Genomic DNA, 14,683 nt, shown 5'->3' with positions numbered 1-14,683 from the left:
ACGGATAGTCCTACTCTCCGTTTATGGACAGCGTCACTATCCGATCAACGGCGAGGGAGTCCCGATCCCTCGCCGCGTTCTGTGTCGCCATGGCCGCACTCGCGGTCGTGTGCCTCGTCGGACTGGTGCTCGACCCCCGTCTCCTCGGCGGCCAGCCCATCTGGGCCAAGCCGCTCAAGTTCTCGATCAGCTTCGTCCTCTACTCCGCGACCCTGGCCTGGATGATCTCCCTGATCGCGACGCCGCGCACGCGCCGCTGGGCCCGCCGCGCCGGCGTCGTCATCGCGGCCGCCGGGACGATCGAGATGATCGCCATCGTCGGTCAGGTCGTGCGCGGCCGGGCGAGCCACTTCAACGTCGCCACCCCCCTCGATACGGCCGTCTGGGGCGTCATGGGCACGACCATCGTGGTGCTCTGGCTCGCGACGGCCGCGCTCGGCGTCCTGCTGCTGCGCGAGCGCAGCCTCGCCGTCGACACCGCGTGGGCCGTGCGCCTCGGCCTCGTCGTCACCCTGCTCGGCATGGCCGTCGCGTTCCTCATGACGAGCCCGACCGGCGCGCAGGTGGCCGCCGCGGAGTCGACCGGGACGATGCCGACCGTCGGCGCCCACGCCGTCGCCGTGCCCGACGGCGGGCCGGGCCTGCCGCTGGTCGGCTGGAGCACCACGGGCGGCGACCTGCGCATCGCCCACTTCGTCGGGCTGCACGCCCTCCAAGGGCTGCCGTTGCTCGTCATCGTGCTGACCCTGCTCGCCCCGCGCGTGCCGGTGCTGCGCGACGCGCGGGTGCGCGCCCGTCTCGTCGGCGTCGCCGCGGCGGCCTGGACCGGGCTGACGGTGCTGCTCACGTGGCAGGCCCTGCGCGGCCAGCCGCTGATCGCGCCCGACGGCGCGACGATCCTCGTCGCCGGCGGCCTGGCCGTCGCCACCCTCGTCGCCACCCTGCTGGTCCTGCGCGGGGGCACCCGTCCCCGCGCCACCCCCGACCCCGTCCTGGAGCCGCAGTCATGACCGCACCGACCACGCTCACCCCCGCCCGCACCGGCAGCCCCGTCCTCGTCGCCGTCTACGCGGCGCTCTCCGTGGTCGGCCTCATCGGCACCTGGTACTTCAACCTCGCGTTCTTCGCCGCCGGCGGCACCGACTACCTCGGCGGCTGGTTCGCCAACGCCGCCAGCAGCTCGGCGGCCGTCGACATCATCGTCATGGCCGTCGCGGCCTGCGTGGTGATGGTCGTCGAGGGCCGCCGGCTGGGCTTCCGCACGATCGGCCTGGTCGCGCTGGTCGTGCTCAGCTTCGTGCTCGCCGTGGCCTTCACGTTCCCGCTGTTCCTGGCGCTGCGTGAGGTGCGCCTCCGGCGCATGTGAGCACTTTCCGGGCCCATAGGACCGGAAAGTGCTCACATACCGGTCAGAGCCCCAGGTGGCGCGCGATGAGGATCTTCTGGACCTCGCTGGTGCCCTCGCCGATCTCGAGGATCTTGGAGTCGCGGTAGTGGCGGGCCACCGGGTACTCGTTCATGAAGCCGTAGCCGCCGAAGATCTGCGTGGCGTCGCGCGCGTTGTCCATCGCGGCGTTGGAGCTGACGAGCTTCGCGACCGCCGCCTCCTTCTTGAACGGCAGCCTGGCGGCCATCCTCTCCGCCGCGTCGTACCAGGCGAGGCGGGCGCAGACGGTGCGCGCCTCCATCTCGGCGATCTTGAACTGGATGCCCTGGTAGGTCCCGATCGCGGCGCCGAACGCCTCGCGCTCGCGGGCGTAGCGCAGCGACTCGTCGACACAGCCCTGCGCGGCGCCGGTCGAGAGCGCGGCGATCGCCACGCGGCCCTCGTCCAGGATCGACAGGAACTGGGCGTAGCCGCGGCCCCGCTGCCCGACGAGGTTCGCGGCGGGCACCCGGACGTCGTCGAACGAGAGCTCGTGGGTGTCCGAGGCGTTCCAGCCGACCTTCGAGTAGCTGGGGGCGACGGTGAACCCGGGGGTCCCGGACGGGACGAGGATCGCCGAGATCTCCTTCTTGCCGTCCGCGCCCCGGCTCCCTCCCCCGTCGCTCCGCTCGCCCCGCCCGGTGACGGCGGTGACGGTGACGAGCGAGGTGATGTCGGTGCCGGAGTTCGTGATGAACGCCTTCGTCCCGTTGATCACCCAGTGGTCGCCGTCGAGCGTCGCGGTGGTCCGCGTGGCGCCGGCGTCGGACCCGCCGCCGGCCTCGGTCAGCCCGAACCCGCCCAGGTGGCGCGCCGTCGCGAGGTCGGGCAGCCAGCGCTGCTTCTGCTCGTCGGAGCCGAAGCGCAGCAGCGGCATGATCCCCAGGGACACGCCGGCCTCGAGCGTGATGGCCACCGACTGATCGACGCGCCCGAGCTCCTCGAGGGCGACGCACAGCGCGACGTAGTCGCCGCCCATGCCGTCGTACTCCTCGGGCACCGGCAGCCCGAACAGCCCCATCTCGCCCATCTGCGCGACGAGGTCGTACGGGAACTTCTCCTTGATGTAGTACTCGCCGATGACCGGCGCGACCTGCTTCTGCGCGAACTCCTCGACGGTCGCGCGCAGAGCCTCGTGCTCGTCCGACAGCTGCATGATCATTCTCCCGGTCCGGGCACGACGGTGACCAGTGGCGCGTCGAGGGCGACGGCGGCGCCTGCCTTCGCGGCCAGGTCCTTGACGACGCCGTCGACCGGCGCCGACACGACGTGCTCCATCTTCATGGCCTCGACGACGACGAGCCGCTGGCCTGCGGTGACGTGGTCGCCCTCGGCGACCTCCACGGCGGTGACCGTGCCGGGCATCGGCGCGGTGAGGGGGCCGTCCTGCCCCGCGGCCGCCGTGCGCGCGGCGCGCAGGCGCTCCTGCTCGCGCAGCGCCCAGACGCCGCCCTCGCGACCCAGCCAGCGGACCCCGCCGGCCATCGCGGTGCGGAACCGGCGGGTGGCGCCGTCGAGGGTGAGGACGAGGTCGGCACCCTCCCTCCGGCCGGCGACGGCGCGGGGTGTCCCGTGGGCCCCGATGGTGACCGCGGCGTTCGCCGGGGGCCCGGCGACGGCGACGTCCACCGGCTCACCGCCGGCGCCCGCGGCCGGCACGACACGCCAGCGGGCGGGCGCGGGGTCGGCGCCGAGGCGCCAGCCGCCGATGCGGTCGAAGGGGTCGTCGCCGGTCGGCAGGTCCAGGACGCCCGCGAGCGCGGCCGCGGCGAGCACGTCGTCGGGAAGGTCCTCGGCGGGCACCGGCAGGCGCGCGATCAGCCCGGTGTCGAGCCGGCCGGCGCGCACGTCGTCGTCGGCGATCAGGGTGCGCAGCCAGGCGAGGTTGGTGCGCACGCCCAGGACGGTGGTGGACGCCAGGGCGGCGTCGAGGCGGGTGAGCGCGGTGGTGCGGTCGGGCCCGTGCACGATGATCTTCGCGAGCATGGGGTCGTAGCGGGACCCGACCACGGTGCCTTCCGCGACCCCGGCGTCGACGCGGACACCTCCGTCGACGGTCGAGCTCCGCTGCGCTGCGTCTCCCCCCGGCCACACCAGGTCCAGCACCGTGCCGCCGGTGGGCAGGAAGCCGCGCGCCGGGTCCTCGGCGTAGAGGCGCACCTCGACGGCGTGCCCCTCGAGGGTCACGTCGCCCTGGTCGTAGCCCAGTTCCTCGCCGGCGGCGACGCGCAGCTGCTCGGCGACGAGGTCGAGCCGGCTGTGCAGACCGCTCTTCGGGCTCCGGACGCGCACGACCTCCTCGGTGACGGGGTGCTCCACCTGCAGGCGGGTGTTCATCTCGAGGAAGAAGAACTCGCTCGCGTCGGCGTTGGTCACGAACTCGACGGTCCCGGCCCCGACGTAGCCGCAGGCGCGCGCGGCCTCGACCGCGGCCTCGCCCATCGCGAGGCGCTGCTGGGCGTCGAGCACCGCCGAGGGCGCCTCCTCGACGACCTTCTGGTGGCGGCGCTGCAGCGAGCACTCACGCTCGCCGAGGTGCACGACGGTGCCGTGGGCGTCGGCGAGCACCTGGATCTCGACGTGGCGGGGGTCGGTGACGTACCGCTCGACGAGCAGGGTGTCGTCGCCGAAGGATCCGCGGGCCTCGCGGCGGGCGGCGGCGATCGCGTCGTCGAGGTCGGCGTCGCGTTCGACGACGTGCATGCCCTTGCCGCCACCGCCGGCGCTGGGCTTGAGCAGGACGGGGAAGCCGATCCCGCGCGCGGCCGCGGCCACCTGCGCGTCGTCGAGTCCGGAGCCGTCGGAGCCGGGTACCAGTGGGACGCCCGCCGGGCCGACCGTGGCCTTGGCGCGGATCTTGTCGCCCATCGCCTCGATGGCCTCGGGCGGCGGGCCGATCCAGGTGAGCCCCGCCTCGGTGACGTGCCGGGCGAAGGCGGCGTTCTCGGCGAGGAAGCCGTAGCCCGGGTGCACGGCCTGCGCACCTACCGACCGGCCGGCCTCGACGACGGCGGCGCCGTCGAGGTAGTCGGGCACGCGGACGGCGACGTCGGCGGCCGCGACGTGCGGGGCGCCCGCGTCGGGATCGGTGTACACCGCGACGGCTCGCAGGCCCCGCGCGTGCAGGGTCCGGGTGATCCGCACGGCGATCTCGCCGCGGTTGGCGATCAGCACGCTCGAGAACACGGTGACCCTCACATCCGGAAGACGCCGAAGTGCGGCGCCGTGGCGTCGGAGAGGGGGGCGTTGGCGCAGGCGGAGAGCGCGAGGCCCAGGACGGTGCGGGTGTCGGCGGGGTCGATGACGCCGTCGTCCCACAGGCGCGCGGTCGAGTAGTACGGATGGCCCTGGTGCTCGTACTGCTCTCTGATGCGATCCCCTTGGCCACCCTCGGCGTCACGCGACCCGACCGTCCCGAGCACCGTCGCCGCCTGCTCGGCGCCCATGACGCTGATCCGCGCGTTCGGCCACATCCACAGGAAGCGTGGCGAGTAGGCCCGCCCGCTCATCGCGTAGTTGCCGGCGCCGTAGGAGCCGCCGATGACGACGGTCAGCTTGGGCACGCGGGTGGTGGCGACGGCGGTGACCATCTTGGCGCCGTCCTTGGCGATGCCGCCGGCCTCGTACTCGCGGCCGACCATGAACCCGGTGATGTTCTGCAGGAACACCAGCGGGATGCCGCGCTGGTCGCACAGCTCGACGAAGTGCGCGCCCTTGAGCGCCGACTCGCGGAAGAGGACCCCGTTGTTGGCGACGATGCCGACGGGGTGGCCGTGCAGGCGCGCGAAGCCGGTGACGAGCGTGGTGCCGTAGTCGGGCTTGAACGGGGTGAACGCGCTCCCGTCGACCAGCCGCGTGATCACCTCGTGGACGTCGTAGGCGGTGCGCCCGTCGACGGGCACGACGTCGTAGAGCTCGGTCTGGTCGTGCTCGGGCGGGACGGTCGGCCGGCGCTGCCACGGCGGGGCGGGGCGGGGACCGAACGTGTCGACGATGGCGCGGACCATCGACAGGGCGTGGGCGTCGTCGTCGGCGAGGTGGTCGACGACCCCGGAGGTGCGCGCGTGCAGCACGCCGCCGCCCAGCTCCTCGGCCGTGACCTCCTCGCCGGTCGCGGCCTTCACCAGCGGCGGGCCGCCGAGGAAGATCGTGCCCTGGTCGCGGACGATGATCGCCTCGTCGCTCATCGCCGGGACGTAGGCGCCGCCCGCGGTGCACGAGCCCAGCACCGCGGCGATCTGCGGGATGCCGAGCCCCGACATCGTCGCCTGGTTGTAGAAGATCCGGCCGAAATGCTCGCGGTCGGGGAACACCTGGTCCTGCTCGGGCAGGAACGCGCCGCCGGAGTCGACGAGGTAGACGCACGGCAGGCGGTTGTGCAGCGCCACTTCCTGGGCGCGCAGGTGCTTCTTCACCGTCATCGGGTAGTAGGTGCCGCCCTTGACCGTGGCGTCGTTGGCGACGACCACGCACTCGCGCCCGGCGATGCGCCCGACACCGGTGATGATCCCGGCGCCCGGGGCGGCGTCGCCGTACATCCCGGTGGCGGCCAGCGGGGACAGCTCGAGGAACGGGCTCGACGGGTCGAGCAGGGCGTCGACGCGGTCGCGCGGGAGCAGCTTGCCCCGCTCGACGTGGCGCTGCCGCGAGCGCTCCGGGCCCCCGAGCCGCGCGGCCGCGAGCCGATCACGCAGGTCGGCGACGAGAACTTCATGTGAGGGCTCGTCTCGGCGATGGCCGTCAAGTCCGCTGACATGGTCGGTGCTGGGCGCAGCCACGCTCGACCTCCTCGCCGTCGTAGGTTAACGCTCATTCACGTTAGCGTCCGTTCACAACCCGTGGCAAGAGGCATTAGTGTGCCGAGGGTGCCGGTCACCACGTCGCGTCGCGAGCAGATCCTCAGCGAGGCCGCGCGCCTGTTCGCCGCCCACGGCTTCCACGGCGTGTCCATCGACGGGATCGGCGCGGCGGTCGGGGTCAGCGGGCCCGCCCTGTACCGGCATTTCCCGTCCAAGGAGGGCCTGCTCGCCGAGATGCTGGTCGGTATCAGCGAGCACCTGCTGGCCGGCGGGCAGGAGCGCGCCGTGCAGCACACCGATCCGGTCGCGCTGCTCGACGCGCTGATCGCGTTCCACACCGACTTCGCGCTCCACCAGCCCGAGCTGATCACCGTGCAGGACCGTGACCTCGCCAACCTCCCCGACGACGCCCGCCGCCAGGTGCGCGGCCTGCAGCGCGCGTACGTGGAGATCTGGGTCGGCGCCCTCGTCCGGGCCGGGCTCGCCACGAGCGACGAGACCGCCCGGGTCGCCGCGCACGCCGCGTTCGGGCTGATGAACTCGACCCCGCGCAGCGCCACCCACGCCGGCGCCGACGTCGCGGGCGACATCCTGACCACGATGACCCGGGCCGCGCTGCACACGCGCCCCGTCTGACCGGCTGTCTGACCGGCTGTTCGACCGGCCGTTCGACCGGCCGTTCGACCGGCTGTTCGACCGGCGACGAGCCGAGGCGGGATCGCACCCCTGTGCCCGGTCCCGCCGCTACGCTCCGCGCCTGTGAACCAGCCGCACGGTCAGTACCCGCCCCAGCAGCAGGGCCAGCACCCCGGGCAGTTCCAGGGTCAGCGCTACCCGATCCTGCTCTCGACGATGAACGACCTGCCGGGCTACGAGGTCGTGCGCGTGTTCGGCGAGGTCTTCGGCCTCACCGTCCGGAGCCGGAACATGTTCTCGACCATGGGCGCGGGCTTCAAGGCGATGGCCGGCGGCGAGCTCAAGGGCCTGTCGAAGCTGCTCTCCGACTCGCGGCACGAGGCGCTCGGCCGGCTCTCGGAGGAGGCGATGGCGTTCGGCGCCAACGCCGTGCTCGCGCTGCGCTTCGACTGCAACGAGATCGCCCAGACCGCGAGCGAGATCGCCGCGTACGGCACCGCCGTCTACGTCGTGCCGCACACCCAGCGCTAGGCGCGGGAACGGTGGGACAGCGCGACGACGGAGCGCTGTCGGACCGACTTCTCGTCGCCGGAGGACCTACGTGCTGCGCGTGGCGGCGCGCAGCTCCTCCTCGGTGCCGAGCAGACGGTTGCGCCGCACGATCGACTCCTCGAGGCGCGCGCGGACCGCGCGCTGGCGGGAGAGCAGCTCGCGGACGTAGTCGTCGCGGCCCTCCTCGGTCGCCTGGTGGATCTGCGCGCTCAGCTTGGCGTCGAAGCGCTCGAACACGCCCACCTGCTGGTCGGCCTCGCGCCGGCGACGCACAGCGTCCTCGTACTGCGCCCAGGTCACGACCCCGACGGGCGTGCGCGGCGCGGGCGCGCCGTACCCGGCGGTTCCGTGACCCGGTGCGCCCGGCGGCGGGTCGTACGGCCGCGGCGCACCGACGCCGGTGTACTGGGGCGGCGCGGTGTCGACCGCCCCCTCGTCGCGGCCGCGCCCGAACAAGCGGCCCAGTCGTGAGGTCGCCATCGCGATCCCTCCTCACCCGCCAGTGGCACGTTTCAGGGTGCACCGCACGCAGCCGGGACGGAAGCGGACACCGGCGATCGGGCGAGAACAGCTGATATGGAGGGTGTTCCTGTCGAGCGGGCAGGGTGTTCGGCCCGCGATGTGTTGTATCGTGGCTCGTCAGAGCGTTGTGGGTCCGGCGGGGCCGGGTGGGTGGAGGCGTGTCGGCGCGACGCGCGGTCAGGCTGATATGCGCGGGTTGGTTACCGCATGACCGGGTGTTCGTCGAGTTGCTCATAGCTGTTTCGCGGGTCGCTCCTCGCGCTGCCTGCATCCGCATCCGGCGCCCGCCGGGTCTGTGGGGGCGCCAGGGCTTTCGGTTGGGTCGGTGCCTGCTGGTCGTCGAGTACCGCGAGGCTCCAGCACCAGCCGGCGAGCTCGCGGGCGACCGCGATCAACGCTGGTGCCGCCTCGAGCAGCGCCGCAAGCGCCGGCCCGGCCAGCACCGGGTCGCTCGCGGCCATCTCGACGATGGCGGTGTCGAGCCGGTCGCGGCGGGCGTGCACGGTGAACACGGCATCGAGGGCCTCGCCGAAGGCCAGCTGCACCCCGCGCCGGTCGAAGTGCTGGCCGCGCAGCCAGTCGAGGTGCGCGGCGGTCCACGCGCTGTGGTCCCAGACCAGGCCCTGGCGCAGCAGCAGCTTCGAGAGGCGGTGCCGGGCGCGCATCAGATCGCCGCGGCAATCCTCCCGAGCCCGGACCAGGTCCCGGGCGGCTTCCTCGGCCTCGGTGGGCACCCGCACCCCGGGGACCTCGCGCCTCCCCGTGAATGCGGCACCGCCACCACCGACGGTGACCCGCGCCAACTTACGAGCGGAGGCGCCGGCCTCCATACGGTCTAGCGCTCGATCGGTACGGGAGCGATGTCCTCGCCCGCGGGCAGCACGAAGCCGAACATCTCGGCGTAGAACGCGAGCTCCGCGTCGAGGGCGCGGCGGATGTTCTCGGCCTTCCGGAAGCCGTGCTGCTCGCCCTCGAAGAGCAGGTACGCGACGGGCACGCCGCGCCGGCGCAGGGCGTCGACGATCATCTCCGACTGGTTCGGCGGGACGATGGCGTCCTCGTCGCCCTGGAGCACGATCAGCGGGGTCGCGAAGCGCTCGACGTGCGTGATCGGCGAGCGCTCTACGTAGACCTCGCGGGTCTGCGGGTACGGGCCGACGAGCCCGTCGAGGTAGCGCGACTCGAACTTGTGGGTGTCGGCCGCCAGCGCCTCGAGGTCGGCGACGCCGAAGTGGTCGGCGCCGGCCGAGAACGGGGTGTCGTCGCGGGCCAGTGCGGCGAGCGTGGTGAACCCGCCCGCGGAGCCGCCCCGGATGGCCAGCCGGTCGGGGTCGACGCGCCCAGCGTCGGCGAGCGCGCGCGCCGCGGCGAGGCAGTCGGCGACGTCGACGACACCCCAGGCGCCCTTGAGCTGCTCGCGGTAGGCCCGGCCGTAGCCGGTGGAGCCGCCGTAGTCGACGTCGACCACCCCGAAGCCCCGGCTCGTCCAGTACTGCAGGCCGAGAGCGAGCACCGGGGCGGCCTGCCCGGTCGGGCCGCCGTGGATGACGACGAGCAGCGGCGGGCGCTCGGCCGACGGCCCCTCGCCGGCGGGCGGGTAGTAGAGCGCGTGCGCCTCGCGGGGCCGTCCCTCGCCGTCGACCGACGCGAACGTCATCGGCTCCGGGACGGAGATCCTCGCGGGATCGAGTCCGAGGTCCCGGGGCTCCCGCAGGGTCGTGACCGTGCCGTCGACGCCGACGCGGTGCACCCCGGCCTCGGCGGTCGGCGAGCCGGCGATGCAGACGACGGCGTCCGGACCCTCGGCGCGCACCGAGCGGATGACGGTGAACGGGGTGTCGAGCTCGGTGACGACACCATCGGCGCCACGGACGGCGAGCGCGTCGAACCCCTGCGAGGAGCGCGCGAACACGACGTTCTCGCCGACGGTCGCGCTCCGGGAGCCGGCGAGCTGCCAGGCGGGCAGGCCGATCTCGGCGTCGATCACGACGAGCGGGCTCACGCCGTCGTCGGCCGACCAGCGGTAGAGGTTCCACCAGCCGGTGCGGTCGGAGAGGAAGTGCAGGGAGCCCCCATCGGTGTGCTCCCCTTCTTGCTGCCAGGCCGGCTCGACGACCGACTCACCGGGCCCGCCCGCGACGACGGTGTCGGCGCCGGTCGCGAGGTCGCGCACGATGAGCACGGTGTCGTCCCACGGCATCGACGGGTGGTCCCACGAGACCCAGGCGAGGCGGCTCGCGTCGGGCGACAGGCGCGGGGCGGCGACGAAGTCGGGGCCGGTGACGAGCACCTGCGGCTCGCTCGGCGCCCGGGCGTCGAGGCGCACGATCTCGTTGACGACCTCGGTGGCCGGGGCGCCCTCGCGCGGGTGGTGCTCGCGGACGCAGACGAGCCAGGTGCCGTCGGGCGCGACGTCGCCGTCGGCGTAGCGGTCGCCGCGGGGGGTCGCGGGCTCCGGGGTGAGCACCGTGATCGCATCCCCGTCGAGGCGGCGCAGGCGCTGGTCGGCCCAGTCGACGTAGAAGACCACGCCGCCGTCGAGCCACCATGCGCCGCCGCCGTACTCGTGCACGGCCGTGCGGGCGTTGGCGCCGTCGGGCAGCAGGTCGGTGACGGTGCCGCCGGCGTCGCGGCGCACGAGCTGCGTGCGCCCGCCCTCGGCCGCGCGGCCCTCGCCCCACACGACACCGCCGAGACCGTCGGGGCGGACGTCCTCGAGCCGCACGGCGGCGGCGACGACGCGCTCGGACGTGATCGGTGTCGGCCAGGATCCGTAGGGCAGCGGGGTCACGCCGCCACCGTAGGCGCCCCGTGATCGACGGAAGAATACGGACGTTGAGTGTCAGCGACGCCACGTCGCTGACACGAGCACTACTCCGTCCGGTCGCGGAGAACATTCTTCTGGATCTTGCCGGTCGAGGTCTTCGGCAGGTCGCCGAAGACGATGCGCTTCGGCGCCTTGAACCGGGCGAGGTGAGTCCGCACGTGCTCCACCAGCGTGTCGGGGGCGACGTCCTGCGACACCGTCACGAACGCGACGGGCACCTCGCCCCACCGCTCGTCGGGTGCGCCGACGACCGCGGACTCGATCACCGCGGGGTGGCTGTCGAGGACCCGCTCGACCTCGACCGACGCGATGTTCTCGCCGCCGGAGATGATCACGTCCTTGCTCCGGTCGCGGATCTCCACGTAACCGTCCGGGTGGATGACGCCGAGGTCGCCGGTGCGGAACCAGCCGTCGGCGTCCACCTCGGCGGTCGCCTCGGGGTCGCGGTAGTAGCCGAGCATGACGTCGTTGCCGCGCAGCACGAGCTCGCCGAGGGTCTCGCCGTCCCACGGCACGTCGGCGCCGGTCTGCTCGTCGAGCACCCGCAGCCGCTGCGCGACGACGTTGCCGACGCCCTGGCGCGCCTTGAGCCGCGCCTGCTCGTCGGGGTCGAGCCGGTCCCACTCGGGGTGCCAGTCGTTCACGGCGGCGGGCCCGTAGGTCTCGGTCAGGCCGTAGAGGTGGGTCACCGACATCCCGAGCTCGTCCATCCGCGCCAGCAGCGTCGGCGAGGGCGGGGCGCCGCCGGTCGCGACCGTGACCCGCTCGGGAGCCGGGCCGTCCTGCGCCGCCTCCGCGTGGGCGATCATCGTCAGCACCGTCGGCGCCGCGCAGTAGTGCGTGACGCCCTCGGTGCGGATCAGCCGCCAGATCTCCACGGCGTCGATCGCTCGCAGGCACACGTGCAGCCCGCCGGCCGCGGTGACCGCCCAGGGGAAGCACCAGCCGTCGCAGTGGAACATCGGCAGGGTCCACAGGTACCGCGAGGCGGGCTCGAGGCGCAGGTGGAAGGCCATCGCCAGCGCCTGGAGGTTGGCGCCGCGGTGGTGGTACATGACGCCCTTGGGGCGCCCGGTCGTCCCCGAGGTGTAGTTGATCGCGAGCAGGCCGCGCTCGTCGGCGACCGGCACGACGCGCTCGGGGGAGTCGGCGACGAGGCCCTCGTAGCGCTCACCCTCCTCCACCAACTGGACACCCGTCCGCTCCGCCACCGCCCGGGCGTTCCGGACCAGCTCGCGGGTCGCGATCAGCAGCTTCGCCCCGGAGTGCTCGACGATGTGGACGATCTCGTCGACGGAGAGCCGGGTGTTGAGCGGCACGAGCACCGCGCCCGCGTACGGCACGCCGTGGTGGCACTCGAGCATCACGTGGCTGTTGGTCGCCAGCGCCGCGACGCGGTCGCCGGGCTCGATGCCGATCTCGTGCAGCGCTCCCGCGAGCCGCCGCGAGCGCGCGCCGAACTCGGCGTAGGTGAAGCGTCGGGCCCCGTCGACGATCGCGTCGCGGGGGGCGAACACGTGCGCGGCGCGGTCCAGGAACGCCGTCGGGGTCAGCTCGGCGAAGCTGAAGGGCGCGGGGGTGAGGGACATGCCCCGAGTCCTACACGACGCCCCTACACGACACCCAGCGCCGTCATCGCCTCCGCGACGCGCAGGAATCCCGCCGCGTTGGCGCCGTTCTCGAGGTCGGTCGGGTCGCCGTGGTAGCGCTCGGCGGCATCGCGGACCCGATCGAAGGCCTCGCCCATGATCGTCTGCAGGCGGTCGTCGACGTCCTCGGCGCTCCAGCGCTCGCGGCTCGCGGCCTGCTGCATCTCCAGCGCCGACACCGCGACACCGCCGGAGTTGGCGGCCTTGCCCGGGCCGAAGCCGACGCCGGCCTCGCACAGGATCTCCCGCGCCTCGGGGGTGACCGGGCCGTTGGCGCCCTCGGCGACCACCCAGCAGCCGTGGTCGACGAGCGCGCGGGCCTCGTCCGGGCCGATCTCGTTCTGTGTCGCGCACGGCAGGGCGACGTCGCAGTCCAGGGTGAACGCCGAGCCGTCCGAGGCGGTGGCGTCCGAGCGCTTCTCGGCGTAGTCGGCGACCGAGCCGCCCGGCCCCTTGATCTCGCGCAGCGCCTCGACGTCGACGCCGTCGGGCTCGGAGACCGACCCCCGCGAGTCCGAGCAGCCGACGACGGTGCCGCCCGCGGCGATCACCTTGTCCATCGCGAAGAGCGCGACGTTGCCGCTGCCGGAGACGACCACGCGGGCGCCGTCGAGGTCGCGGCCCTGTTCGGCGAGCATCCGGCGGGTGAAGTAGACGGTGCCGAAACCGGTCGCCTCGGGCCGCAGGGCCGAGCCGCCCAGGACCGCCGGCTTGCCGGTGAACGCGCCGGGCTCGTGGTAGCCGATCAGGCGCTGGTACTGCCCGTGGATCCAGCCGACCTCGCGGGGCCCGACGCCCATGTCGCCGGCGGGGACGTCCACCGCGGCCCCGACGTGGCGGGCCAGCTCGGTGGCGAACGACTGGCAGAACCGCATGAGCTCGCCCGTCGACAGCGACTTCGGGTCGACGTCCGCGCCGCCCTTGCCGCCGCCGATGTCCTGGCCGGTCAGGGCGTTCTTGAACACCTGCTCGAAACCGAGGAACGTGATGACGTCGAGATCGACCGACGGCGCGAACCGCAGGCCGCCCTTGTACGGGCCGAGCGCGGAGTTGAACTGGACGCGGAACCCGCGGTTGACCCGCACGCGACCCGCGTCGTCGACCCACGGGACCCGGAAGACGATGACGCGCTCGGGCTCGCAGAGCCGGCCCACGACGTCGACGTACTCCGGGTGCTCGACGAGCACCGGTCCGATGCTGCGCAGCATCCCGCGGACGTCGGCGTGGAAGAAGCCCTGGCGGGGGTCGCGGCGCCGGACGTCGCGCCAGACCTCTCGCAGCACCGCGTTCTCGGGCTCGTCCGTGCGCTCGGGCGCCATCGCCGTCCTTCCGAAACGTCGCTGTTCCGGTCGGCTGGTACCCCGCGCTGATCGTTCTCAGTCGGACTGCTCGGCCGAGCACCACCAGGTCGTCCGGCCGCCGACCGTGCCCTTCTCCATCGGCGCGCCGCAGCGCGGGCACGTCTCGTCCTTCGCGCGGTGCGGGATCACCGCGCCGGTGTGCACGCCGCCCTTCTCGATCGCGTCGCGCGTGGCCTTGCGCAGGACGCGGCGCAGGTCGTCGAGCTCGGAGACCGACAGGTCCCCCGCCGGGCGCGACGGCGACAGCTTCGCCGCCCAGAGCGTCTCGTCGGCCAGCAGGTTGCCGACGCCGGCGAGCACCGACTGGTCGAGCAGCTTCGCCTTGATCGCGACGATCCCCTTGCCGACGCGGGCGCGGAACTCGTCGCGGGTGATCTCGGCGGCGTCCGGGCCGAGCGCGTCGAGGTCGGGCTCGAGGTACACGCGCCCGAGGCGGCGCTTGTCGAACAGCCGCAGCTCGCCGCCGTCGTCGAACGTGATCCGCACGCGGTCCCACTGTGGCTTCTCATGGGGCTGCTCGTCCGGCCGTTCGCCGGGCTTCGTGGGCATGCCGCCGACGTGCGGGTCGCCGCCGGCGTAGAGGCTGCTCGTCTCGCCGGTCGGCCCGGCCACGAAGATGCGCCCGCCCATGCCGAGATGGATGCCCAGGTGCGGGCCCGGGTCGCCGTCGGCGGTCACGGTGTCGCACCACATCGTCTTGCCGCGCCGGTGCGCCGCGGTGAGGCGGCCGCCCTTGAGGGCCCGGTCGATCTCGCCGGGGTGGTGCGGGCGGCAGACGTACTCGTCGGTGTCGTCGACGCTCGCGATCACCCGGTCCAGGGCCTTCTCGACGACCTGGCGTGCGTTCTCGACCTCGGGAAGCTCCGGCACGCCACCAGCATGCCCGGTGGTGCATCACCGACGCTTAACAG

At 73.4% G+C, this 14,683-nt stretch carries 13 protein-coding genes; 4 read left to right on the top strand and 9 right to left on the bottom strand.

Annotated features, from left to right (window positions below; translation table 11 throughout):
* Nucleotides 1-89 precede the first annotated feature (89 nt).
* Together AC2A1K_RS13470 and AC2A1K_RS13465 are read left to right on the top strand one after the other, a co-directional pair.
* Nucleotides 90-1,010: a hypothetical protein gene (locus tag AC2A1K_RS13470; protein ID WP_483896814.1), complete on the top strand. Its 921-nt coding sequence runs from the start codon at nt 90-92 to the stop codon at nt 1,008-1,010.
* Nucleotides 1,007-1,366, top strand: a complete 360-nt coding sequence (locus tag AC2A1K_RS13465) for a DUF2834 domain-containing protein (RefSeq protein WP_483896813.1) — start codon at nt 1,007-1,009, stop codon at nt 1,364-1,366. The genes AC2A1K_RS13470 and AC2A1K_RS13465 overlap by 4 nt, the downstream gene beginning before the upstream one ends.
* Before the next feature lie 43 nt (nt 1,367-1,409).
* Here the strand turns inward: AC2A1K_RS13465 and AC2A1K_RS13460 are convergent, their stop codons facing one another.
* The 3 genes from AC2A1K_RS13460 to AC2A1K_RS13450 are packed head-to-tail and all read right to left on the bottom strand — an operon-like array spanning nt 1,410 to nt 6,204.
* Entirely contained in the window at nt 1,410-2,588 is a 1,179-nt protein-coding gene (locus AC2A1K_RS13460) for an acyl-CoA dehydrogenase family protein (RefSeq protein ID WP_483896812.1), read from the bottom strand.
* Nucleotides 2,585-4,612 carry an acetyl/propionyl/methylcrotonyl-CoA carboxylase subunit alpha gene (locus tag AC2A1K_RS13455; protein WP_483896811.1) on the bottom strand — a complete coding sequence of 676 codons (2,028 nt, stop codon included), beginning with the start codon at nt 4,610-4,612 and terminating at the stop codon, nt 2,585-2,587. The genes AC2A1K_RS13460 and AC2A1K_RS13455 overlap by 4 nt, the downstream gene beginning before the upstream one ends.
* An 8-nt stretch (nt 4,613-4,620) precedes the next feature.
* Nucleotides 4,621-6,204, bottom strand: a complete 1,584-nt coding sequence (locus AC2A1K_RS13450; protein WP_483896810.1) for an acyl-CoA carboxylase subunit beta — start codon at nt 6,202-6,204, stop codon at nt 4,621-4,623.
* A gap of 87 nt (nt 6,205-6,291) precedes the next feature.
* Between AC2A1K_RS13450 and AC2A1K_RS13445 the strand changes: the two genes are divergently transcribed.
* Together AC2A1K_RS13445 and AC2A1K_RS13440 are read left to right on the top strand one after the other, a co-directional pair.
* Nucleotides 6,292-6,861, top strand: a complete 570-nt coding sequence (locus AC2A1K_RS13445) for an SACE_7040 family transcriptional regulator (RefSeq protein WP_483896809.1) — start codon at nt 6,292-6,294, stop codon at nt 6,859-6,861.
* A gap of 123 nt (nt 6,862-6,984) precedes the next feature.
* Complete coding sequence (locus AC2A1K_RS13440) at nt 6,985-7,392, top strand: YbjQ family protein (protein ID WP_483896808.1); 408 nt, start codon at nt 6,985-6,987, stop codon at nt 7,390-7,392.
* A gap of 66 nt (nt 7,393-7,458) precedes the next feature.
* On the opposite strand, the gene AC2A1K_RS13435 is transcribed toward AC2A1K_RS13440, so the two are convergent.
* The 6 genes from AC2A1K_RS13435 to AC2A1K_RS13410 form a co-directional block, all read right to left on the bottom strand.
* Nucleotides 7,459-7,893 carry a hypothetical protein gene (locus tag AC2A1K_RS13435; protein WP_483896807.1) on the bottom strand — a complete coding sequence of 145 codons (435 nt, stop codon included), beginning with the start codon at nt 7,891-7,893 and terminating at the stop codon, nt 7,459-7,461.
* 242 nt (nt 7,894-8,135) lie between these two features.
* A complete protein-coding gene (locus AC2A1K_RS13430; RefSeq protein WP_483896806.1) occupies nt 8,136-8,669 on the bottom strand; it encodes a hypothetical protein in 534 nt (177 codons plus the stop codon).
* Between the two features lie 101 nt (nt 8,670-8,770).
* Nucleotides 8,771-10,726 (bottom strand): S9 family peptidase, encoded by a 1,956-nt coding sequence (locus tag AC2A1K_RS13425; RefSeq protein ID WP_483896805.1) that lies wholly within the window; start codon nt 10,724-10,726, stop codon nt 8,771-8,773.
* A gap of 80 nt (nt 10,727-10,806) precedes the next feature.
* Nucleotides 10,807-12,351, bottom strand: a complete 1,545-nt coding sequence (locus AC2A1K_RS13420) for an acyl--CoA ligase family protein (protein ID WP_483896804.1) — start codon at nt 12,349-12,351, stop codon at nt 10,807-10,809.
* Nucleotides 12,352-12,374: 23 nt separating this feature from the next.
* A complete protein-coding gene (gdhA, locus tag AC2A1K_RS13415) occupies nt 12,375-13,730 on the bottom strand; it encodes an NADP-specific glutamate dehydrogenase (RefSeq protein ID WP_483896803.1) in 1,356 nt (451 codons plus the stop codon).
* Nucleotides 13,731-13,787: 57 nt separating this feature from the next.
* On the bottom strand, nt 13,788-14,642 hold the full coding sequence (locus AC2A1K_RS13410; RefSeq protein ID WP_483896802.1) for an Fpg/Nei family DNA glycosylase: 855 nt from the start codon (nt 14,640-14,642) through the stop codon (nt 13,788-13,790).
* Nucleotides 14,643-14,683 lie beyond the last annotated feature (41 nt).

Source organism: Actinomycetospora sp. 2LY8.5 (assembly GCF_057180585.1).
Note: the sequence above shows the minus strand (reverse complement) of the source record. Positions and strands in the feature narration are given on the sequence as shown.